This window comes from Edaphobacter sp., assembly GCF_028283685.1.
Classification (GTDB): Bacteria; Acidobacteriota; Terriglobia; order Terriglobales; family Acidobacteriaceae; genus Edaphobacter.
The window spans coordinates 12,940-33,568 of sequence record NZ_JAPWKF010000002.1 but is presented as its reverse complement, the minus strand read 5'-3'; the positions used below and the strand labels follow the sequence as shown (position 1 = coordinate 33,568).

General features: G+C 61.1%; 17 protein-coding genes and 1 tRNA gene. 15 read left to right on the top strand and 3 right to left on the bottom strand.

Annotated elements, in window-relative coordinates; all coding sequences use genetic code 11:
* Window positions 1–25 precede the first annotated feature (25 nt).
* The 8 genes from PW789_RS04045 (at window position 26) to PW789_RS04010 (ending at window position 9,342) form a co-directional block, all read left to right on the top strand.
* Window positions 26–1,609, top strand: coding sequence for an acido-empty-quinoprotein group A (locus PW789_RS04045; RefSeq protein ID WP_299371748.1), 1,584 nt, complete (start codon window positions 26–28; stop codon window positions 1,607–1,609).
* Window positions 1,610–1,710: 101 nt separating this feature from the next.
* Complete coding sequence (locus PW789_RS04040; RefSeq protein ID WP_299371745.1) at window positions 1,711–2,769, top strand: sugar phosphate isomerase/epimerase; 1,059 nt, start codon at window positions 1,711–1,713, stop codon at window positions 2,767–2,769.
* 14 nt (window positions 2,770–2,783) lie between these two features.
* Complete coding sequence (locus tag PW789_RS04035) at window positions 2,784–3,938, top strand: Gfo/Idh/MocA family oxidoreductase (RefSeq protein WP_299371742.1); 1,155 nt, start codon at window positions 2,784–2,786, stop codon at window positions 3,936–3,938.
* 463 nt (window positions 3,939–4,401) lie between these two features.
* Window positions 4,402–5,748: an ethanolamine permease gene (gene eat / locus PW789_RS04030; RefSeq protein WP_299371739.1), complete on the top strand. Its 1,347-nt coding sequence runs from the start codon at window positions 4,402–4,404 to the stop codon at window positions 5,746–5,748.
* 9 nt (window positions 5,749–5,757) lie between these two features.
* Window positions 5,758–7,152: an ethanolamine ammonia-lyase subunit EutB gene (locus PW789_RS04025; RefSeq protein ID WP_299371736.1), complete on the top strand. Its 1,395-nt coding sequence runs from the start codon at window positions 5,758–5,760 to the stop codon at window positions 7,150–7,152.
* Entirely contained in the window at window positions 7,149–7,913 is a 765-nt protein-coding gene (eutC, locus tag PW789_RS04020; protein ID WP_299371733.1) for an ethanolamine ammonia-lyase subunit EutC, read from the top strand. The genes PW789_RS04025 and eutC overlap by 4 nt, the downstream gene beginning before the upstream one ends.
* Window positions 7,914–8,084: 171 nt before the next feature.
* Window positions 8,085–9,086: a LysR family transcriptional regulator gene (locus tag PW789_RS04015; protein WP_299371730.1), complete on the top strand. Its 1,002-nt coding sequence runs from the start codon at window positions 8,085–8,087 to the stop codon at window positions 9,084–9,086.
* Between the two features lie 85 nt (window positions 9,087–9,171).
* Window positions 9,172–9,342, top strand: a complete 171-nt coding sequence (locus PW789_RS04010; protein ID WP_299371727.1) for a hypothetical protein — start codon at window positions 9,172–9,174, stop codon at window positions 9,340–9,342.
* Between the two features lie 77 nt (window positions 9,343–9,419).
* On the opposite strand, the gene PW789_RS04005 is transcribed toward PW789_RS04010, so the two are convergent.
* The 3 genes from PW789_RS04005 to PW789_RS03995 form a co-directional block, all read right to left on the bottom strand.
* Window positions 9,420–11,699, bottom strand: coding sequence for a Tex family protein (locus PW789_RS04005; protein ID WP_299371724.1), 2,280 nt, complete (start codon window positions 11,697–11,699; stop codon window positions 9,420–9,422).
* Between the two features lie 166 nt (window positions 11,700–11,865).
* A tRNA-Ser gene (locus PW789_RS04000) sits at window positions 11,866–11,958 on the bottom strand.
* Between the two features lie 171 nt (window positions 11,959–12,129).
* The gene (locus PW789_RS03995; RefSeq protein WP_299371721.1) at window positions 12,130–12,666 is read right to left on the bottom strand and encodes an inorganic diphosphatase; all 537 of its coding nucleotides are present in this window, start codon (window positions 12,664–12,666) and stop codon (window positions 12,130–12,132) included.
* 133 nt (window positions 12,667–12,799) lie between these two features.
* Between PW789_RS03995 and purS the strand changes: the two genes are divergently transcribed.
* From purS to PW789_RS03960, 7 genes are all read left to right on the top strand, one after another.
* Entirely contained in the window at window positions 12,800–13,045 is a 246-nt protein-coding gene (gene purS / locus PW789_RS03990; protein ID WP_299371718.1) for a phosphoribosylformylglycinamidine synthase subunit PurS, read from the top strand.
* A gap of 260 nt (window positions 13,046–13,305) precedes the next feature.
* The gene (hemE, locus tag PW789_RS03985) at window positions 13,306–14,406 is read left to right on the top strand and encodes a uroporphyrinogen decarboxylase (protein ID WP_299371715.1); all 1,101 of its coding nucleotides are present in this window, start codon (window positions 13,306–13,308) and stop codon (window positions 14,404–14,406) included.
* Window positions 14,403–15,410: a ferrochelatase gene (locus tag PW789_RS03980; protein ID WP_299371712.1), complete on the top strand. Its 1,008-nt coding sequence runs from the start codon at window positions 14,403–14,405 to the stop codon at window positions 15,408–15,410. The genes hemE and PW789_RS03980 overlap by 4 nt, the downstream gene beginning before the upstream one ends.
* The gene (gene hemG, locus PW789_RS03975) at window positions 15,407–16,822 is read left to right on the top strand and encodes a protoporphyrinogen oxidase (protein ID WP_299371709.1); all 1,416 of its coding nucleotides are present in this window, start codon (window positions 15,407–15,409) and stop codon (window positions 16,820–16,822) included. The genes PW789_RS03980 and hemG overlap by 4 nt, the downstream gene beginning before the upstream one ends.
* 35 nt (window positions 16,823–16,857) lie before the next feature.
* A complete protein-coding gene (locus PW789_RS03970; RefSeq protein WP_299371705.1) occupies window positions 16,858–17,595 on the top strand; it encodes a GDSL-type esterase/lipase family protein in 738 nt (245 codons plus the stop codon).
* A 14-nt stretch (window positions 17,596–17,609) separates the two neighbouring features.
* A complete protein-coding gene (locus tag PW789_RS03965) occupies window positions 17,610–18,917 on the top strand; it encodes a helix-turn-helix domain-containing protein (protein ID WP_299371702.1) in 1,308 nt (435 codons plus the stop codon).
* A 63-nt stretch (window positions 18,918–18,980) separates the two neighbouring features.
* A complete protein-coding gene (locus PW789_RS03960) occupies window positions 18,981–20,585 on the top strand; it encodes an FAD-dependent oxidoreductase (RefSeq protein ID WP_299371699.1) in 1,605 nt (534 codons plus the stop codon).
* Window positions 20,586–20,629 lie beyond the last annotated feature (44 nt).

Sequence of the window (20,629 nt, the reverse complement as noted above, 5' to 3'; positions counted from 1 at the left end):
CATCGCCCGGAAAGGCCTAATCGTTATGTACTTGTTTCGACGTGCCATCCTCGGAGCCGCCATCGCCGCGACGCTCTCCTGCTCTGCGCTTTGGTCGCAGGAGGTCAGCAGCGATATGCTGCTTCATCCGCGAACCGACAGTTGGCCTCTCTATCATGGCGACTACTCCGGCAAGCGCCATAGCTCTCTCACCCAGATCACGCCGCAGAACGTCCGCAACCTGACCCTCGCGTGGGCCTTTCAGACCAATCAGCCCGCGCTGATCAAATCCGCCCCGGTACTCGCCAACGGCATCCTCTACTTCTCCGTTCCCGACCACATCTGGGCCGTCGATGCCCGCACCGGCCGCCAGGTATGGCAACACACCGAGGCCCCCAAGAAGGCACTGCACATCGGCAGCCGCGGGGTCGCGCTATACAAAGAAAACCTCTACTACCTCACCCCCGACGCGCATCTCGAATGCCTCGACGCGCGTAATGGCAACGTCAAGTGGGAGGTCCAGGTGGCCGACGCCTCCAAGGGCCAGTGGGCGTCCATGTCGCCGCTGATCGTCGGCAATCACGTCATGGTCGGCGCCTCCGGTGACTTCGACAACCTGCAGGGCTTCGTCCGTTCCATTGATGCCGATACCGGCGTCACGCAGTGGCAGTGGGATGCGACATCGCCCGTAGGTACGCCACACAAGACGACCGGCGGCAACGCCTGGATCACCGGCACCTACGATCCCCAGCTGAACCTCGTCTACTGGGGCACGGGCAACCCCACGCCGGTGCTGAACGGCAAGGTGCGTCCCGGCGACAATCTCTACACCTGCAGCATCGTCGCGCTCAATCCCGAGACCGGCAAACTCGTCTGGGCTTTTCAGCCCTCGCCGCATGACACCCATGACTGGGACGCCGTCGAGATTCCCGTGCTCGTCGACGGCAACTTCCACGGCAAGCCCTACAAGATGCTGATGCAGGCCTCACGCAACGGCTACTTCTTCGTCCTCGACCGCACCAACGGTAAGAGCCTGTTGACCACCAACTACGGTCCCGTCAACTGGACCTCCGGCATCGATAAGGATGGCCGCCCCATACCGAATCCCGCCAAGGAGCCCGCGCCCGACGGCCGTCTCATCGCGCCGGACGAAGGCGGCATGACCAACTACCGCTCCCCCAGCTTCGATCCGGCGACCGGCCTCTTTATCGTCAGCGCGGCGCCCAGCTACAGCCTTTACTTTGCCAAACCCGCCGACGGTACTTATGGCTGGGCCGGTGCCGACTACGGCCTATGGTCCAAGGGCGTGCTCGAAGCCATCGACTACCAGACCGGTAAGATCCGCTGGAGCCACGAGCTTGGCGAAGGCGCTGCCGGGTCCGGCGTGCTCACCACCGCATCCGGTCTCCTCTTCACCGGAAACTCCTCCGGCACCTTCCTCGCACTCGACAGCAAGAGCGGCAAGACCCTCTGGCACGCATACTCCGGCTCGTCCATCAACGGCGGTCCGGAGACCTACGAGATCGACGGGAAGCAGTACGTCCTGATGACCAGCGGCGGCGTAGTCTTTTCATGGCGCCTGCCGGAGACCGCCACAGCGCATCCCGCTACAGCACGCGCTGCCCGATGAAGTCAACGGGCAGGGTGTTGTACCCTTTCACCGTGGCACGAACGCACTGCCACACAAGCTCATAGCAGCACGTAACGCTGAAGGAAAAGGACATCAACGCAATGAAGACGATCAAAGGCCCGGGAATCTTCCTGGCGCAGTTCGCCGGAGACCAGGCGCCCTTCAACAGCCTGGACACGATTGCGGCCTGGGCCGCATCCCTCGGATTCAAAGGCGTGCAGATCCCCACCTGGGACGCCCGCCTCATCGACCTGAAGCAAGCCGCCGAAAGCTCCGCCTATTGCGACGACCTCAAAGCCACGCTGGCAAAACATGGCGTCGAGCTCACCGAGCTCTCCACCCACCTGCAGGGCCAGCTCGTAGCCGTTCATCCTGCCTACGATTCCCTCTTCGACAGCTTCGCGCCGGCCTCCGTGCATGGCAACTCTGCAGCGCGCCAGGCCTGGGCAACGGAACAGCTGCACTTCGCCGCGAAGGCATCGCAGAATCTCGGCCTCAAGGTCCACGCCACCTTCTCGGGCGCACTGGCATGGCCGTATGTCTACCCCTGGCCGCAGCGCCCGAACGGCCTCGTTGAGACAGCCTTCAAAGAGCTGGCCACCCGCTGGAAGCCCATCCTCAATGTCTATGATGAGAACGGCGTCGATCTCTGCTTCGAGATCCACCCCGGCGAAGACATCCACGACGGCGCATCCTTCGAGATGTTCCTCGATCTGCTCGATGGCCATCCGCGCTGCAACCTCCTCTACGACCCCAGCCACTTCATCCTGCAGCAGCTCGACTACCTTGAGTACATCGACCTTTACCACGAGCGCATCAAGATGTTTCACGTCAAGGACGCCGAGTTTAATCCCACCGGCCGCCAGGGCGTTTACGGTGGCTTCCAGTCATGGGTTAACCGCGCCGGACGCTTCCGTTCGCTGGGCGATGGACAGGTCAACTTCGGCGCCATCTTCTCCAAGCTCTCACAGTATGGCTACGATGGCTGGGCGGTCATGGAGTGGGAGTGCTGCATCAAGAGCTCGGAACAGGGAGCCCGCGAGGGAGCGCCCTTCATAGCCAAACACATCATCCAGGTGGCTGACCGCGCCTTCGACGACTTCGCCGGTGCAGCCACCGATGAAGCCGCCATCCAACAATTGCTCGGTTTGAAGCGTTAGGAGACAGACAGCACATGGCAGAGACAAAGCTCAATCGGCGCCTGCGCCTCGGCATGGTCGGCGGAGGCCCCGGAGCCTTCATTGGCGCGGTCCATCGCGTAGCCGCCCGCCTCGACGATCGTTACGAACTCGTCGCCGCCTCCCTCTCCTCCGATGCAACGAAATCGGCTGAGGCCGCCCGCGATCTCTTCGTCGCCCGCTCCTACACCACCTACGCGGCGATGGCGCAGGCCGAAGCCGCGCGCGAAGACGGCATCGACGTCGTCGCCATCGTCACCCCCAACCACCTGCACTATCCCATCGCCAAGGCCTTTCTCGAGGCAGGCATCCACGTCATCTGCGACAAGCCCATGACGATCAACGTTGCCGAGGCTGAAGAACTCGTCACGCTCGTTCAGAAGACCGGCCTCATCTTCGGCCTTACCCACACCTACACCGGCTATCCCATGATCCGGCAGATACGAGAGATGGTGCTTGGCGGCGAGCTCGGCGCCATCCGCATGATCCAGTCCGAGTACGCACAGGACTGGCTGGCCACCCCACTCGAACAGACCGGCGCCAAGCAGGCCGACTGGCGCACCGACCCCGCACGCAGCGGCCCCGGCGGATGCCTCGGCGACATCGGCACCCACGCCTTCCACCTCGCCTGCTTCACCACCGGTCTCACCTGCGAGCAGCTGGCCGCCGACGTCACCACCTTCGTCCCCGGCCGCCGCGTCGATGACAACATTCAGGTGATGCTGCGCCTTAGCAACGGCGCCAAGGCCGGGCTCTGGGCCTCACAGATCGCCGTCGGCGAAGAGAACGATCTCTCGCTTCGCATCTATGGCGAAAAGGGTGGACTCACCTGGCGGCAGGAAGATCCCAATCACATCGTCTTCACTCCGCTCAAGGAGCAGCCGCGCATCATCACCCGCGGCGGCCCCGGCATCTCTGCTGCCTCAACGCATGCTACCCGCCTTCCCTCCGGCCATCCCGAAGGCTACTTCGAGGCCTTCGCGCAGCTCTACACCGATATCGCCGACCAGATCACAGCACGCATCCTGCAGCAGCAACCGCCCGCAGTTGCATGCCTCGTTCCTGGCGTCGAAGACGGTCTGACCGGCATGCGCTTCGTCGATGCCGTCCTGCGCTCGGCAAAAAACAACTCTGCCTGGACCTCGCTCTAACGATTCATCAGCAAATAAAGAGTGGGATCAATTATCGTCACGCGGTAAAACCATACGGGGCTACATACGCTAGAAGAACGGTCGGAGAGGAATTCGGTGGGGCTCCTCTCCGACCTCTACCGCGATGGGCGGATACTCACAAAGCCATTCGTTTGTCTGAAGAAAAGAATATGGCTCCCTTATTTGCTCCCGCTGGAACCACGCCAAAAGCGCACGAGCAAAGGCCGGCTTGAATCACACGGAGTCTCGGCTTTCGCTAAAGACCTGATGCCACAATCTTTGTGGCGGAATTTCGAGCGCCTATGAAGACAGGCATTTGATGAAATGCGCCCCCTGAATAACTCCGATCAATCCTGGCGAAAGAAGCGTGTGACATTCTCAGTGGCGGAATGCGTATGCGCTGTTGCCGATTTTCGATAACTCATTCTGGAGTGCATGCGCATAATGATCCAAGGGAGACATCTTGGACGACAGCAGCTCGCACCTGAAAGCGACACTGAACACCTGGCAGTTATGGGGCATCGCAGTCGGCCTCGTGATCTCGGGAGAGTACTTTGGCTGGAGTTATGGCTGGGCCAGCGCAGGCACGCTCGGCTTCCTGACCACCACCATCTTTATCGCCACCATGTATACGGCGTTCATCTTCAGCTTCACGGAGCTGACGACTGCGATCCCCAGTGCAGGAGGCCCCTTCGCCTATGCGGAGCGCGCCTTCGGCGAGTTCGGCGGCTATCTGGCCGGAGCAGCGACGCTGATCGAGTTCGTCTTCGCGCCTCCAGCGATCGCGCTTGCGATTGGTGCGTATCTTAATGTCCAGTTCCCTTCGTTGTCGCCGAAGCATGCGGCGGTGCTGGCGTATCTCCTGTTTATGACGATCAACATCGTCGGCGTAAAGATCGCCGCCGACTTCGAACTGTTCATCACCATCCTCGCCATCATTGAGCTGTTGGTCTTCATGGCCGTCGTTGCGCCGGGCTTTCATCTGAGCCACTTCGCAGCGGGCGGATGGGCAGGACATAACAGCTTTTCCATGGGATCGCTACATGGCATGTTCGCCGCGGTACCATTTGCGATCTGGTTCTTTCTCGCCATCGAAGGCGTAGCCATGGCTGCGGAGGAGGCGGAGCGCCCCACGCACTCCATTCCGATCGCTTATATCGGAGGGATCTGCACGCTGCTGGCGCTGGCCATCGGGGTGATGTTGTTTGCCGGAGGCGTAGGTGACTGGCGTCTGCTGGCGAACATTAACGATCCTCTGCCGCAGGCGATGAAGATGATCGTCGGTCCGGCGAGCGGATGGCTGCACATGCTCGTGTGGCTGGGCCTGTTCGGCCTGATCGCATCGCTGCACGGTATCATCTTCGGCTACTCGCGACAGATCTTCGCGCTGGCAAGGGCGGGCTATCTGCCGCATGTCTTCAGCAGGATTCATCCAAAGCTGAACACGCCATGGATCGCTATTCTGGCCGGTGGCGTGGTAGGCATCGCAGCGATCTACAGCGACTCGCTGATTACAATCGGCGGCCAGCCGCTTACGGCGAATATTGTGACGATGTCGGTGCTGGGCGCGCTGGTAATGTATGCGGTCAGCATGCTGGCGCTGTTTCGCCTGCGGCGCACGGAACCCGACATGGTGAGGCCGTTTCGCGCACGAATGTATCCCTTTGCTCCTCTGTGGACGCTATTGGGAGTTGCCATCTGCCTGGCAAGCATCATCTACTACAACCGAACCATCTCGCTGGTCTTCTTCGGTCTGGTCGGCGGTGGTTATCTCTTATTGCGGCTCGTGCGTCGAACGTCGGCCGCCTGAAAACACGGCATGGCGTTTACACACACGATCAACGGCATCACGTATCGGTTCGATGACCTGAAGACGCTGCTCGCGAAAGCGACTCCGAGCCGCTCGGGCGACCAGCTCGCGGGCGTGGCAGCAGATAGCGAGATCGAACGCGCAGCTGCACGGTTTGCGCTGGCAGATCTGCCGTTGAAGCATTTTCTCAACGAGGCCATCATTCCGTATGAAAACGACGATGTCACGCGGCTGATCCTGGACACGCACGACGTCTCCGCCTTTGCGTCGATTGCGCACCTGACGGTGGGGCAGCTGCGTGAGTGGCTACTGGACGATATGCAGACGTCGGAGACGATTGCCGCAGTAAGCCGCGGAATCACACCGGAGATGGCTGCCGCGGTCTCGAAGCTGATGCGCAACCAGGACCTGATTCTTGCGACGAGCCGCATGCGCGTGGTCACACGGTTCCGCTCGACGATCGGCCTGCCGGGGACGATGGCGGTACGATTACAGCCGAACCATCCGACGGATGATCCCAAGGGTATTCTGGCATCGGTGGTCGATGGCATCCTGTATGGCTGCGGCGATGCCGTAATCGGAATCAACCCGGCGAGCGACAGCGTCAGTTCGGCGATCGCTCTGCTGCGTCTGCTCGATGACTTCCGCACGCGATTCGACGCTCCCGTGCAAAGCTGCGTACTGACGCACATCACCAACACGATGGAGGCGATGCGCCTGGGCGCTCCGGTGGACCTGGTCTTCCAGTCGATCGCGGGCAGCGAGAAGGCGAATACCAGCTTCGGCATTACGCTGGGCCTGCTGCAAGAGGCCGAGGAGGCTGCCCACTCGCTGCAGCGCGGAACGATCGGCTCGGACTGCATGTACTTCGAGACCGGCCAGGGGAGCGCACTCTCGGCGGAAGCCAACTTCGGCGTCGATCAACAGACCTGCGAGGCGCGGGCATATGCGGTAGCGCGAGCGCACCGCCCGCTGCTGGTGAACACCGTCGTCGGATTCATCGGGCCGGAGTATCTGTTCGACAGCAAGCAGATTATCCGCGCCGGACTGGAAGATCACTTCTGCGGCAAGCTGCTGGGGCTGCCGATGGGATGCGACGTCTGCTACACCAACCACGCCGAGGCCGATCAGGACGACATGGACACGCTGCTGACGCTGCTGGGTGTGGCAGGCGTGAACTTCATCATCGGCGTGCCAGGCGCTGATGACATCATGCTGAACTACCAGAGCACCTCCTTCCACGATGCACTGTATGTGCGCAGCGTGCTGGGGCTCAAGCGAGCGCCGGAGTTCGAACAGTGGCTGCGAACGATGCAGATTGTCGACGGCAGCGGCAGGTTTACGCTCTCACGTGCTTCGCTGGAGCGGCTGCTGCCTGCGGACAGCCTGGGGAGCAGCTTTTGAGCGATAGCCCCGTCCGACGCGAGCCCTGGCATACGTTGACGCAGTGGACCTCGGCGCGGATCGCGCTGGGCCGCGCGGGGGGGAGCATGCCTACCGCGTCGGTGCTGGAGTTCAACAGCGATCACGCCCTTGCCAGGGACGCGATCCATATGCCTCTGGATACATCGGCTCTGCGTGAGCGGCTGGCTGAGGCGGGCTTCGATACGTTGCGCGCGTGGAGCCGGGCGCAGGACCGCTCAGAATACCTGCGGAGGCCGGATCTTGGGCGGATGCTCGATCCGGAGTGCGCCTCGTCGCTGCGTGCGGACAACACGCAGCGCGAGGGTGTGCTGACGGTAGTGGTGGCGGATGGCCTGTCGGCGCTGGCACCCGCATCGCATGCGCTGCCACTGCTGGAGATGTTGCGCAACGGCCTGCAGCGGTGGACGCTCGATCCGGTCGTGATGGCAACGCAGGCGCGGGTGGCGCTGGGCGATGCTATCGGCGAGCTTCGCGGGGCCGAAGCAGTGCTGATGCTGATCGGCGAACGTCCGGGGTTGAAGTCGCCGGACAGCCTGGGGGCATATCTGACCTATCGGCCAAGGATCGGCAGGATGGACTCGGAGCGGAACTGCGTGTCCAACATTCGTCCGGTAGGGCTGAGCTACGAACAGGCAGCCTTCCGGCTGCTGCATCTGCTGGGGCAGGCGAGAATCGTAGGCGCCACAGGCATCTCTCTTAAAGACAACAGCGACAATGCGCTGGGACTACAGGGTGCATAGGATTTTGTAACTACGTTGCAACAGAAGATACTTGCCGCGCCTAGCCCCTACGGCTGCAGTCTTTGATTGCATGCCAGGCATCGATCGGCTACGATAACCTTGCTCTTCCTAGCGAAAAATTCATTTCATCATCACAAGTAAATAATCTTCAAAGCGAACGGATTTAGCCATATGGACTATACCCTTCAGCAATTGAGGTACTTGATTGCAGTTGCAGATCACGGAAGCGTATCCGCTGCAGCACGTTCGATGTATGTATCTCAGCCAGGAGTTTCGGCGGCGATCTCTCATCTCGAAGAGGTCTTCGGCATTCAATGTTTTGTGCGTCACCACGCCAAGGGGGTGACGCTGACTGCCGCCGGACAGGATTTTGTTGCCGAGGCGCGCGAGGTGCTGACCAAGGCCAGTAACCTGAAACGCCGAGCGAAGGAGCTGAGCGAAGCCGTAACAGGAAGACTGGATATCGGATGTTTTTCGACCGTCGGCCCCTTCTTTCTGCCTCGTATCCTGGAGCTATTTGAACGGCAATACCCCGGTGTAGAGACCACCATCTTCGACGGAACCACAGAGAGTCTGACGCGCCGCCTGCGATCCGGAATCATAGAAATCTCTCTGATGTACGACCTCAACCTCGACTCCTCTTTTCAGAAAGTTCCCCTCCTGCAACTCAAGCCATATGTCTTGCTGCCGAAGGTTCACCGGCTGGCTCAGCAGCCCTGCGTATGCTTGAAAGACCTGGTCGATGACCCACTGGTTCTATTTGATCGGCCACATCACGATGAATACCTGCTCTCGCTGTTCAAGGGGCTGGGCCGCCAGCCGAAGATCGGTCAGAAGGTTCGTAACTTTGAGCTGGTACGCGGCCTGGTGGCATCGGGCTATGGATACGCCATCCTGAACGTGCGCCCCGCGCTGGATCACAGCTATGACGGAAACTACGTTGTATGCCTGCCCATCGTGGATGATGTTCCACCGGCAAATATCGTTCTCGCTGTCGCGGGAACGAACGGAACGACGAGGCGCGTAGCGGCCTTCATTCATTCGACGATGGATTGCATCAAGTCATTCGATCCCGCCACGTTTCGCTGGATCACACCGCCCGCACCTACAAAGTTCGAAGCACCGTTTCATGTTGCGGAGACACCGCTGCCACAGGTGGCCGAGACGGTATGAGCCTGAGCAGACTGGTGGGTTTGCACGGGCATCACGTTATGGAGAAGCAGGATGGACGCTCCTGAGGTAAGGATCGAGGGAGACGGTGTCGTGCAGCGTGGAGGCGGTCAACTTCTTCTTGTCAGGTGACAGCGACTTCGATGTTCCGGCTTCGCTGGATATCGCCACCTCGAACTTCGGCCAGATCACCAGCATGCAAACCAAGGACAACGCTGGCCCCCGTGCAATCTCCCTCACGGCAAGGCTGTCGTTCTAACCCGCAAAACAAAACGGCGGCGGGAGCATCAGCTCCTGCCGCCGTTTTTATTTAAATCGTTACAGACTTGGATCTCTCTAGCGAACCTTCCACTTGCTGGAGAGCGCTGCAAGCTTCTCATCCATCGTCGCCGGCGCTGCCTGCACCTGCGGACGAGGCTGGCGCGGATTGGGCCTGCCCCCACCACCTCCTGCAGGAGCCATGAGCGCCTTCATGGAGAGGCCAATGCGCTTGTTCTTCGCATCGACGGTGAGTACCTTCACCTTCACGATCTGTCCCGTCTTCACCGCCTCAGACGGCTCCTTAATGAACTTGTTGGAGAGCTCACTGATGTGGACGAGACCGTCCTGGTGCACGCCGATATCGACGAAGGCTCCAAACTTGGTCACATTGGTGACGACACCTTCGAGCACCATGCCGTCCTGCACATCAGAGATCTCGCGCACCTTCTCATCGAAGCTGGGCACAATGAAGGTATCGCGTGGATCGCGGCCCGGCTTGCGCAACTCCTCGAGAATGTCGTTCAGCGTATACGTTCCTGCGCTGAGCTGGTTCTTATCGACGCGACTTAGCAGCTGTGGATTGCGAATGATCTCGGAGACGGGCACGTCTGCCGACTTGGCGATCTGCTCCACCACGGCATAGGACTCAGGATGCACCGCGGTGCCGTCAAGGGGGTTCTCCCCATCGCGGATGCGCAGGAAGCCTGCTGCCTGCTCGAACGTCTTGGGGCCAATGCCAGCAACCTGCAAAAGCTGCTCGCGCGAACGAAAGCGGCCGTTCTCATTGCGGTAGCTCACGACATTGAGTGCTGTGCGCTCGGTGATGCCGGCGACGTAGCGCAGCAGCGTCCACGACGACGTATTGAGGTCGACGCCGACCCGGTTGACGCAGCTCTCGATGACACTCTCAAGCGACTGCTGCAACTGGCGCTGATCGACGTCGTGCTGATACTGGCCTACACCGATCGACTTGGGGTCGACCTTGACCAGCTCGGAGAGCGGATCCTGCAACCTGCGCGCGATGGAGATCGCACCGCGCACCGTAAGGTCGAGATCGGGGAACTCCTGCCGCGCGATGTCGGAGGCAGAGTAGATGCTGGCGCCGGACTCACTGACCGTAACGGTGAAGACATCGGCGATCTTCTTATCGCGCAACACCTCGCGCACGAAGGTATCGGTCTCGCGCGAGGCCGTTCCGTTGCCGATGGCGATGGCGCGGATGTTGTGCTGGCGGATCAGGTGATCCAGCTTCTCCACCGCCTCGCCGACAGCATGCTTGGAGGTGTGGGGATTGATGACGTCGTGCGCCAGCATCTTGCCCGTCTCGTCTACGACGGCGAGCTTGCAACCGGTGCGCAGGCCGGGGTCGACCCCAAGCACGGAGATGGGACCGGCGGGAGCCGCCAGCAGCAGGTTGTAGAGGTTGTCGCGGAAGACATTGATGGCCTCCGTGTCGGAGCGCTTCTTCAGTTCCAGTCGAATCTCACCCTGGATGGAGGAGTTGACCAGGCGCTGCCAGGCATCGTCGATCGCCAGCTCCAGCTGACGCGTCCATTCGCCCTGGCGACGCAGAATCCGCGACTGCATCAGTGCGATCGCGCGCGGCGCCTCCAGCTCGATGAGGAAGTACAGCACGTTCTCGCCCTCGCCTCGGCGGATGGCGAGCATGCGATGCGAAGGAATGGCCTTCACCGGCTCGCGGAACTCGTAGTACATCTTGAACTTTTCCTGCTCATCGACGGCATCGAACGCCTTGCGGCTGATGACGACGCCTTCATCGAACATGAGCTGGCGCAGCGCCTTGCGCAGGTCAGCCTCTTCGCTGATCCACTCGGCGATGATGTGCCGCGCGCCTTCGAGGGCCTCGTCGGCGGTGTTGACCTCAAGCTCGGCATTGACCAGCGCCGCAGCCATCTCAGCCAGTGACGTCGGCCCTGTCTCCTGCGCCCAGAGATACTGCGCCAGCGGCTCGAGGCCGCGCTCGCGTGCGATAGTCGCCTTGGTACGGCGCTTGGGACGGTACGGAAGATACAGATCCTCAAGCTCACTCTTGTCGAAGGTGGCATCGATCTTCGCCTTCAGCTCATCTGTGAGCTTGCCCTGCTCGGCGATCGAAGCCAGGATCGTCTCGCGACGATCGGTCAGTTCGCGGAAGTAGGCGAGCTTCTCTTCAATGTCGCGAATCTGGACCTCGTCCAGGTTGCCAGTCGCCTCCTTGCGGTAGCGGGCGATGAAGGGCACAGTGCCGCCATCGTCGAGCAGCTCGATCACGACAGCCATCGAACGGAGGGGAAGATTCAGCGTTTGTGCGATGTGCAACAGGAGTTCGGGGGAGAGGGATCTGTTTTTACTCATAGTGCCTTGCCCATCTTAGCGGCAAGAAGCGAGGAAATCCGAACTCAGAACCCATGAGATGTCGAACAAATGGATGTTGACGAGGATGGGTGGAAGACAAGAAAACCCGCTTTTGGCGGGTGGTTTCTGTCTTGATGAATCTTTAAAGTCACTCTTCAACTTTTTATGGCGGAGAGTGGGGGATTCGAACCCCCGATAGAGCTTTTGACCCTATAACGGTTTAGCAAACCGCCGCCTTCAGCCACTCGGCCAACTCTCCGCATCCCGGTTGAGGAATGGGTATTGGGTGATTATACCGTGCGCGGCGTAATTCGTGAGCGATTGTATCGGTCTCGTAAATTCCGACATACCAAAAGCCGGCTCTGCGCAGACGTTTAAAGCAAAACCGCCGCCAGACCTCGTGGAACCCGGCCCGGCGGCGGCGATGTGTCTACTTCTTCGCGGCAGCGTTGTCGATGAAGCGCTGCTGCGCTTCGACGACCTTGGCGCGGGCGTAGGAGGCATCGCGCCAACCCTTCACCTCAACGCGCTTGCCCTCGAGATCCTTATAGATCGAGAAGAAGTGAGTAATTTCTTTGAGAATGTGCGGATAAATCTCCGAGAAGTTCCAGACATCCTTGTAACGGGGATTGCCCTTGCCGACGGCAAGAACCTTCTCGTCACCGAGGCCCTGGTCGTTCATCTCGAGCAGGCCGATGGGACGAACCTCCATCACGCAGCTGGGGAAGCTGGGGGTATCGACCAGCACCAGCACGTCGAGCGGATCGCCATCATCCCCAAGGGTCGACGGGATGAACCCGTAGTCGCCGGGGTAATGCACGGGCGAGTACAGGTTGCGGTCGAGACGAAAGACGTGAAGCTCCTTGTCGTATTCGTACTTATTGATTCCCTCAAGCGGAATCTCGATGATGGCATTGATCACTTCGGGCGAACCGGGCCCAACAGGAAGCTCAAGATAGTTCGGCATACGCTAGGAATCGTCTCGTTTCGAAAGATGGAATCGATGGGGAAGCCATGGCCGCCTGCACACAGAAAGGAAACTCTGGCACTTGCGTCGGTTGCGGAGCGAATAGGCACCACCATGTCTATAATCAAGCAAGATGAAGGCCTATGTCTATGTCACGTTGAAACGGACGGTGCTGGATGCCCAGGGGCAGACGGTTGCCGATGCACTGAAGCGTATGCAATACCAGGGTGTCGCCGATGTGCGACAGGGGAAGTACTTCGTTCTTACGCTGGAAGATGGCCTTGATGCCGCAGCCGCGAAGACCGAGGTGGAACGCATCGCCCGCGAGGTTCTGACCAACCCCGTCATCGAAGAATTCTCCTTCCGCCTGGAAGACTGAAAATAAAGATATTCTGACGTTTCGACTCGGCGCAAAAGCGCGGTCTCGAACATTCGCGCCAGCGGCATGCAGGAAACGCCTGCATGCGTGGTGGCGTGCCACTGCCTGCGTCGCGTACAGCCATGACGGGGGAGAGCATCACCCATGGCGCGTTGTGGTGATTATCTGCGCGAAGTGGCGATTCAAAGCCGATAAACGGACATAATGGAAGGCGCCCCGCCAAGATGCTAGGCTCAAAAGAACGAGTCATGGAGAGCCTTTTGAGCAACGCCCCGACAGCGCCGGAACAGGCCACGAGCAAACAGAAAAACCCGGCAGGCAGCAGCCGTTTTGTCCGCGCCTGCCTGCGTCAGCCGGTGGACAGGACGCCGGTTTGGCTGCTGCGCCAGGCGGGTCGTTACATGCCCGAATACATGGCTGTGCGCAAGCATCACTCCCTGCTGGAGATCTGCCGGACACCCGAGATCGCCTCCGAGGTGACCATTACGGCCGCCGAGCGGCTGGGCGTGGACGCGGCCATCATCTTCGCCGACCTTCTGCTTCCCTTCACGCCAATGGGCGTCGACTTCGAATTTCTTGCCGGCGAAGGCCCGGTCGTCCACGCGCCGGTACGTACCGCCGAGCAGGTTCGCGCCTTGCAGACCAACCGCGTCGCCGAACTTGGCTACGTCGCCGAGGCCATCAGCAAGGTAGCGAAGCACTTTGCCGGTCCGCGGGCCGACGGCGATCAGCTGGGCATCATCGGCTTCTGCGGAGCGCCGTTTACCCTGGCCAGCTACATGATCGAGGGCAGCTCGTCGCGCAACTATATAGAGACCAAGCGCATGATGTACGGCGACAGCGTCTCATGGCCGCTGCTGATGGAGAAGCTGGTCGAGGTGCTGGTGGCCTACGCCGCGCAACAGGTCGAGGCCGGAGCCGACGTCATCCAGATCTTCGACAGCTGGGCAGGCGCGCTGAGCGTCACCGACTATCGCGCCTACTGCCTGAAGCCGACGACGGAGCTGGTGCAACGGGTGCGCGCGCTCGGCGTACCGGTCATCTACTTCGGCGTCGATACTGCCTCACTGCTGCCGACGATGCGCGAGACGGGAGCCGACGTGATCGGCCTCGACTGGCGGATTCCTTTGGCTGAAGGCTGGAAGGCCGTCGGCGAGGGCTGCGCCGTGCAGGGCAATCTTGACCCGATCGCGCTGTTTGCCCCGGAGGATGTTCTGCGGGAGCGCGTGCGCGAGGTGATGGATGCGGCCGCCGGACGGCCGGGCCACATCTTCAACCTGGGCCACGGCATCGTGCCGGGCACGCCGGTCGACAACGTAATTAAGACAGTCGAATGGGTGAAGGAGTTTGGCGCACGATGAGCAAAGCCGTCCTGCTGCTGGCCCACGGGACCCCGGATGTTCTGGGTGAGATGGCCGAGTATCTAAGCAAGGTGACCGGCGGACGTGCCCTGCCCGATGCCGTCGTCGACGAACTAAAGCATCGTTATGCGCTGATCGGTTTGAAGGAGACTCCGGGAACGGAGCCGCCGCACCTCACCAGGTGGACGCTGGAGCAGCGCCGTCTGCTCGCAGAGGAGCTGGACGGTGCGCCGGTCTACGCGGCGATGCGCAACTGGCATCCTTATATAGCCGATGTCGTCGCGAAGATGCGCGAGGACGGCGTGACCCACATTCGCGCCATCTGCCTTGCGCCACAGAACTCTCGCACCAGTGTTGGTCTCTATCGCCGTGCGCTGATGAGCGCCGCGACGGAGATGACAGTCGAGTTTGTTGCGGGATGGGCGGAGAATCCGCTGCTGGCGCAGGCGTTCGCCGAGAAGCTGTGGCCGGTATGGGCCACGGCGTGCGCAGAGACCGGCCACCGCGTGCCGGTGCTGTTCACCGCTCACAGCGTCCCCTGCCGCACCATCATGACCGGCGAGGCCTCTATTGCTGGAGCGCGCCCGGGAACCCCGATGCAGGACTCGCCGGACCCGTATCCCGTCGAGGCAAAGCGCACTGCGGAGCTGGTCGCAGAGCGGCTGGCGGCGGTCGGCTTCAAGGATTCTGACTGGTACTTCGCGTTTCAGAGCCAGGGCGTCAGCGGCGGTCCATGGATTGGGCCGACCGTGGAAGACACATTGAAGGCGCTGCACGAAGAGGGCCACGAAGGCGTCGTGATGCAGCCGATCGGTTTTCTCTGCGATCACGTCGAGATTCTGTACGACATCGATATCGCCTTCCGCGAGATGGCCTCCGGAATGGGCATGAAGCTATGGCGCGCCGAGAGCCTGAACGATTCGCCGGTGCTGACGCAGGCGCTGGCACAGATCGTCCGCGAGGCCGAGGTGAGCGTTGAGGAATCTGTAACGAGGTCCGCGTGAAGCGAATCGCCATCATTGGCGGCGGAACTGCGGGCGTCGCAGCGGCGTATGAGCTGGCAAGCTCGCGTCGTCATCATGGCGGCGAGATCAAGGTCACGCTCTTTGAGGCATCGTCGCGGCTGGGTGGCATTGTTGAGACGATCCGTGAAGGCGGCTTCGTGATCGAAGGCGGGCCAGACGGATGGGTGACCGAGAAGCCATGGGCGCGTGAGCTGGCGGTAGAGCTGGGGCTTGAGGATGAACTCCTCCCTTCCAGCGATGAGGGCCGCAGAACATATGTGCTGGTCGACGGCGTGCTGAAACCCGTGCCCGACGGCATGCGCATGATGGTGCCGACAGACCTGGCAGCACTGGATGCCACCACTCTCTTCAGCGACACGGCCCGCGCGGCCTTTCACGACGAAGTGAACCGCGCCGAAGAGTTGAAAGCTGCGGCGCCGGATCATGACGAAAGCGTTGCCGCATTTGTCGAACGGCACTTCGGCAACGAGGTGCTGGTGAAGATCGGCGCACCTCTGCTGAGCGGCGTGCTGGGCGGCGATGTCTCAAAGTTGAGCGTACGCGCGGTAATGGCCCCTTTCGTCGCAATGGAGCGCGAACACGGCAGCCTCATCGAGGCACTGCGCGCCAAAGTTGGAAGTGGAAAGAAGAGTTCGATCTTCACCTCGTTGCGCAGCGGTCTCGGCACGCTGATCGATCGTATGGTTGCGGCGATTCCTCCGACGTGGGTGCGGCTCGGCACAAAGGTGACCGCACTCGAGCGCGACAAAAGCGGTTGGCAGATCAGCTTCTCCGTGAGCCACGGACCAACAGAGACGGAACACTTCGATACCGTACTGCTGGCAACTCCGGTGCATGTAGCCAGTGAGCTTCTGACTCCGCTTGATGCGGAGATCAAGCCGCTCATGCCCGAGGAGGCCAGTTCAGCCGTCGTGGTCGGCTTCGGCTTTGAAGATGGCAAGCAGATCACACTGCCACCTGGCTTCGGTTTCCTCGTCCCTCCCGGATCAGCGGAGAACACGCTGCTGATGGCGTGTACCTTTATGCATCAGAAATACGCCGGACGCATTCCGAAAGGCGGATGCCTGCTGCGCGCCTTCTTTGGCGGACACGCAGCCGAACGGCTGATGCGCTGCGGCAACGACGAGATCGCCGCTGTCGCCCGCCTGGAGCTGGCACGCATCCTCGGGCCACTGCCGGAGCCGCGCGTCACCGTTGTGCGCAGACTTCCGCTCTCGCTGCCGCAGTATGCCGTCGGTCATCTGGAGCGCATGGCCGAGCTGGAGCGCAGGATCGACACAATCGGCAATCTTGTGTTGTTGGGCAACGGCTATCGCGGCGTCGGTCTGCCCGACCTGATCCGCGACTCCCGCAATGCCGCGCGGGCCTTGACGACACAGACGGTTCAATAACATTAAGAACTGCGCGACGATGCTAGAGTCGTTGCGTGCGTAAAAGACGGTTCATCGCGCTCTCTCTTGTTGCGCTCTGCGCCATTCCCGCTCTCTGCTGTGCCTCACAAGCCGCCGTCCGCGTCGTGAATGATGGCGTGCCGGGCGAGAGCAGCGCCGAGGTCGATCTGCGTTTGGACAAGGCCCTCACGCAATATCATCCGCAGGCTGTCGTGATCTTTGTCGGCATGAACGATGCGGTCAACGATAAGAAGTTTCTCCCCGTCAAGCAGACGGCAGAGCATGTCTCTTCGATGGTGAAGCGCTCGCGGGATGCGGGCGCGACGGTTGTGATCGTGCTCGTTCACGAGCCCGACACGAAGCGGCTGCTGCAGCGGCACAACGCCAGCGTCTACGGAGATGTCTCTCCGGAGGAACGAATCAGGCGGCTCGATGACGCGCTTGAGCACATTGCGCACACAGACAAAATGGCGGTCGCTGACTTCCACGCAGCGTTGATTCGCGCCGGAGGCCCGACGGACGAGTTAAGCACCGATGGCGTTCATCTCACGGCGAAGGGCTATGCTTTGCTCGCAGAGACCGTTCGCTCTGCGCTGCCCTCCCGGATGAGGGATACCGATACGGTCCTTTGCATGGGCGACAGCCTGACGTACGGTATCGGAGTCAGGGCACCGGGAGTTGCAGCCGAAGGCAAACAGACCTATCCCGCGCAGCTGCAGCGGCTCTTCCATCAGGAGCGGACAGCGGGCCGAGACAGTCGTACAGCACAGTAGATAGAATGCCGTGCATGGCAGACATCGCCACACCGCCACCTTCGGAGATGCAACGTCCGGCACGACCCTCTGAGGCAGGCGACGGCCTGGAGGCGCATGTCCAGCACATTCTGCAGAGCCCGCAGTTTGCCCGTGCAGAGACGCAGCGCAAGCTGCTCGCGTACCTGTGGGAGCAGCGCCGTGAGACGGTCAGCGAATACGCCATCGCGACCGAGGCGCTGGGACGAAACAGCAGCTTCGACTCCACGGTGGATGCCTCCGTACGTGTACACATCTCGCGCCTGCGCCGGAAGCTGAAGGACTATTACCAGAGCGAGCCGGGTGAGACGGAGATGCTGGTCATCCCGACCGGCACCCATCAACTGATGGCGCTCGACCCGTTGCCCACGGTCGAGGAGCCCGAAGAGATTGCGCTCCCTGTCGAAACATCGTGGACGGACGGGCTGCGGCCATACCTGCTTCCGGTACTCGCAGGATTATGCCTTGCGCTTGCGGTCACCGTTGGCCTGCTGGGTTGGAAATATCACACGCTGCAGAAGAGCTATGCCGTCGAGCAGCCGAAGCCGACCACCTTCTGGGCGCGTTTTCTGCAGGGCGAGGAGCCCATCAAGATCATCCTGCCGACACCTGTGTTCTTTCATTTCTCCGGAGCACCCACCTTCCGCCTTCGCTCGACGAAGGTCAACGACTATAGCCACATCGACGATGACCCTCAATTTCGCGATCTGATCAAGAACCTGGGGACGCCGGGCGTGGAGATGCCCTATACCGTCACCTGGGATACGCTGGCGGCGATCGACATGGCACGCTATCTCGACTCGGTGGGAGCCAAACAGCGCGTCTCCTTCGACGTGAGCCGCGACTCCTCGATGATGGTGCTCGAAGAGGCCAATGTCATTATGCTGGGCACGCATCAGACGATGCAGCCATTCCATGCTTACCTCCAGACGCTGAACTTCACCCTGTCGATGAACGAACGCTGGGTGGCCAACGCCAGTCCGGCGCCGTCGGAACAGGCTCGCTACGACCGGGTGAGTGTGGGAGCGCAACGCAGCATTGAACCATCGATCATCGCGCTGCTGCCGGGGCGGGCTCCCGGGCTGAAGCTACTGCTGTTGGAGTCGGCACGTACGGGGGCGATGGTGACTCTACTCTCTTCGTCGGCCGGGTCGAACTCGATCGACGAGATGTGGCGACGGCACGGCTCGCCACCCTTCTTCGAGATGGTCGTCCAGACCGAGGTGGAGAGCAATAAACCGCTGCGATCATGGCCGGTCGCCATGCACGCCTATCGCGCGCAAGCCCCTGCAAATTCGATGTAACAGCGCGTAACATACCGCAGGAAACGTGCCAATCATGGTTACGGCATGGCACCATCATCGGCCATGAGATCTTTACGCATTCTTTTGCCTGCTCTATTTTCTGTTACCACTTCGGCCTTTGCGGCGGTACCTCCCGCGCAGCAAGCCGACCTGATCGTCTACGGAGGAACGGCCTCCGGTGTGATGACCTCCTACGCCGCGGCGCGGGAGGGTCTGCACGTGATCCTGCTGGAGCCGGGGACGCACCTCGGCGGCATGGTGACTGGCGGGCTGTCTGCCACCGATACCGCCAACTTTCACGTCATCGGCGGTTATGCCCGCGACTTCTATCGCCAGGCGGCAGCCCATTACGGCCCGCAGTCGGAGACCCTCGATGAACGGTTCGACTGGCTCTCCGAGCCCCACGTCGGCGAGGCCATCTTTACCGAGTGGCTGAAGAAGACCGGCGTCGAGGTCCGCTTTCACGAGCGCCTGAAGGAGAAGGGCGGCGTCACGAAGACGGGTACGCACGTCACAGGCCTTGCCACCGAAGACGGCAAGAGCTGGGAGGCGAAGGTCTACGCCGACTGCTCCTACGAGGGCGATCTGATGGCGCAGGCAAAGATCACCTATACCGTCGGCCGCGAATCGACCAAGGTCTATGACGAGAGCCTGGCTGGCGTCCGCGTGGACACGCCGCAGCATCAGTTCCGCTGGAAGATCTCGCCCTACGACGACCATCACAAGCTGATGCCGGAGGTCGATCCCGGCCCCATGGGAGACAACGGCGAGGGCGACAAGAAGGTGCAGTCGTATAACCTTCGCCTGATCCTGACCAACGATCCGGCGAACCGGCTTCCCTGGACCAGGCCCGCCGGATACAACGCCGCGCGATTTGCCCTGCTGGCACGCTACCTGAAGGAGTTCCCCGAGCACATGAACCGCGCGCCGAAGCTGGGCGACGTGATGAATCCGGTCGCGATTCCCAACCACGAGGCCGACTTTAATAACAATGGCCCGTTTTCGACCGACTACATCGGAAAAAGCTGGAGCTATCCCGACGCCAGCTACGCCGAGCGCAAACGCATCTGGGACGCGCACATGCTCTATACCCAGTCTTTTCTGTGGTTTCTGTCCTCCGACCCGAGCGTGCCGGAGTCATTGCGCGCTGAAACAAATAGTTGGGGACGCGCCAAAGACGAGTTCGCCGACACCGACCACTGGCCCAACCAGCTCTACATCCGCGAGGGACGGCGCATGGTGGGCGAGTACGTGATGCATCAGGCCGACCTGCAGACCGATCGCACGAAGCCGGACTCGGTCGGCATGGGCTCCTACAACAGCGACTCGCACAATATTCAGCGCGTCGCCATGCCCGACGGCTCCGTGCGAAACGAGGGCGATGTGCAGGTGCCGGTGAACCCGTACGAGATCTCCTTCCGATCAATCCTCCCCAAGCCACAGGAGGCGGAGAATCTGCTGGTGCCGGTCTGCCTTTCGGCCTCGCATGTGGCCTATTCCTCGGTGCGAATGGAGCCTCAGTACATGATCGTCGGGCAGGCTGCGGGAGTGGCTGCGGCAATGGCGGTTCACGCGAAAATACCTGTCCAGAAGATCAGCGTGGCCGAGCTGCAGAAGAACCTGAACGAGCACGGCGCCATCCTGCACCTCGATCAGGCAGCGCAGTAACAGAACGTTTTCGTCGCGGAAACTCCCGTATCTACATGAAAACA

What these genes read in the sequence shown, in the direction of transcription:
- PW789_RS04045 (WP_299371748.1), top strand. Translation starts at nt 26, where the DNA reads ATGTACTTGTTTCGACGTGCCATCCTCGGAGCCGCCATCGCCGCGACG.
- PW789_RS04040 (WP_299371745.1), top strand. Translation starts at nt 1,711, where the DNA reads ATGAAGACGATCAAAGGCCCGGGAATCTTCCTGGCGCAGTTCGCCGGA.
- PW789_RS04035 (WP_299371742.1), top strand. Translation starts at nt 2,784, where the DNA reads ATGGCAGAGACAAAGCTCAATCGGCGCCTGCGCCTCGGCATGGTCGGC.
- PW789_RS04025 (WP_299371736.1), top strand. Translation starts at nt 5,758, where the DNA reads ATGGCGTTTACACACACGATCAACGGCATCACGTATCGGTTCGATGAC.
- PW789_RS04015 (WP_299371730.1), top strand. Translation starts at nt 8,085, where the DNA reads ATGGACTATACCCTTCAGCAATTGAGGTACTTGATTGCAGTTGCAGAT.
- PW789_RS04005 (WP_299371724.1), bottom strand. Translation starts at nt 11,699, where the DNA reads ATGAGTAAAAACAGATCCCTCTCCCCCGAACTCCTGTTGCACATCGCA.
- PW789_RS03995 (WP_299371721.1), bottom strand. Translation starts at nt 12,666, where the DNA reads ATGCCGAACTATCTTGAGCTTCCTGTTGGGCCCGGTTCGCCCGAAGTG.
- purS (WP_299371718.1), top strand. Translation starts at nt 12,800, where the DNA reads ATGAAGGCCTATGTCTATGTCACGTTGAAACGGACGGTGCTGGATGCC.
- PW789_RS03980 (WP_299371712.1), top strand. Translation starts at nt 14,403, where the DNA reads ATGAGCAAAGCCGTCCTGCTGCTGGCCCACGGGACCCCGGATGTTCTG.
- PW789_RS03965 (WP_299371702.1), top strand. Translation starts at nt 17,610, where the DNA reads ATGGCAGACATCGCCACACCGCCACCTTCGGAGATGCAACGTCCGGCA.
- PW789_RS03960 (WP_299371699.1), top strand. Translation starts at nt 18,981, where the DNA reads ATGAGATCTTTACGCATTCTTTTGCCTGCTCTATTTTCTGTTACCACT.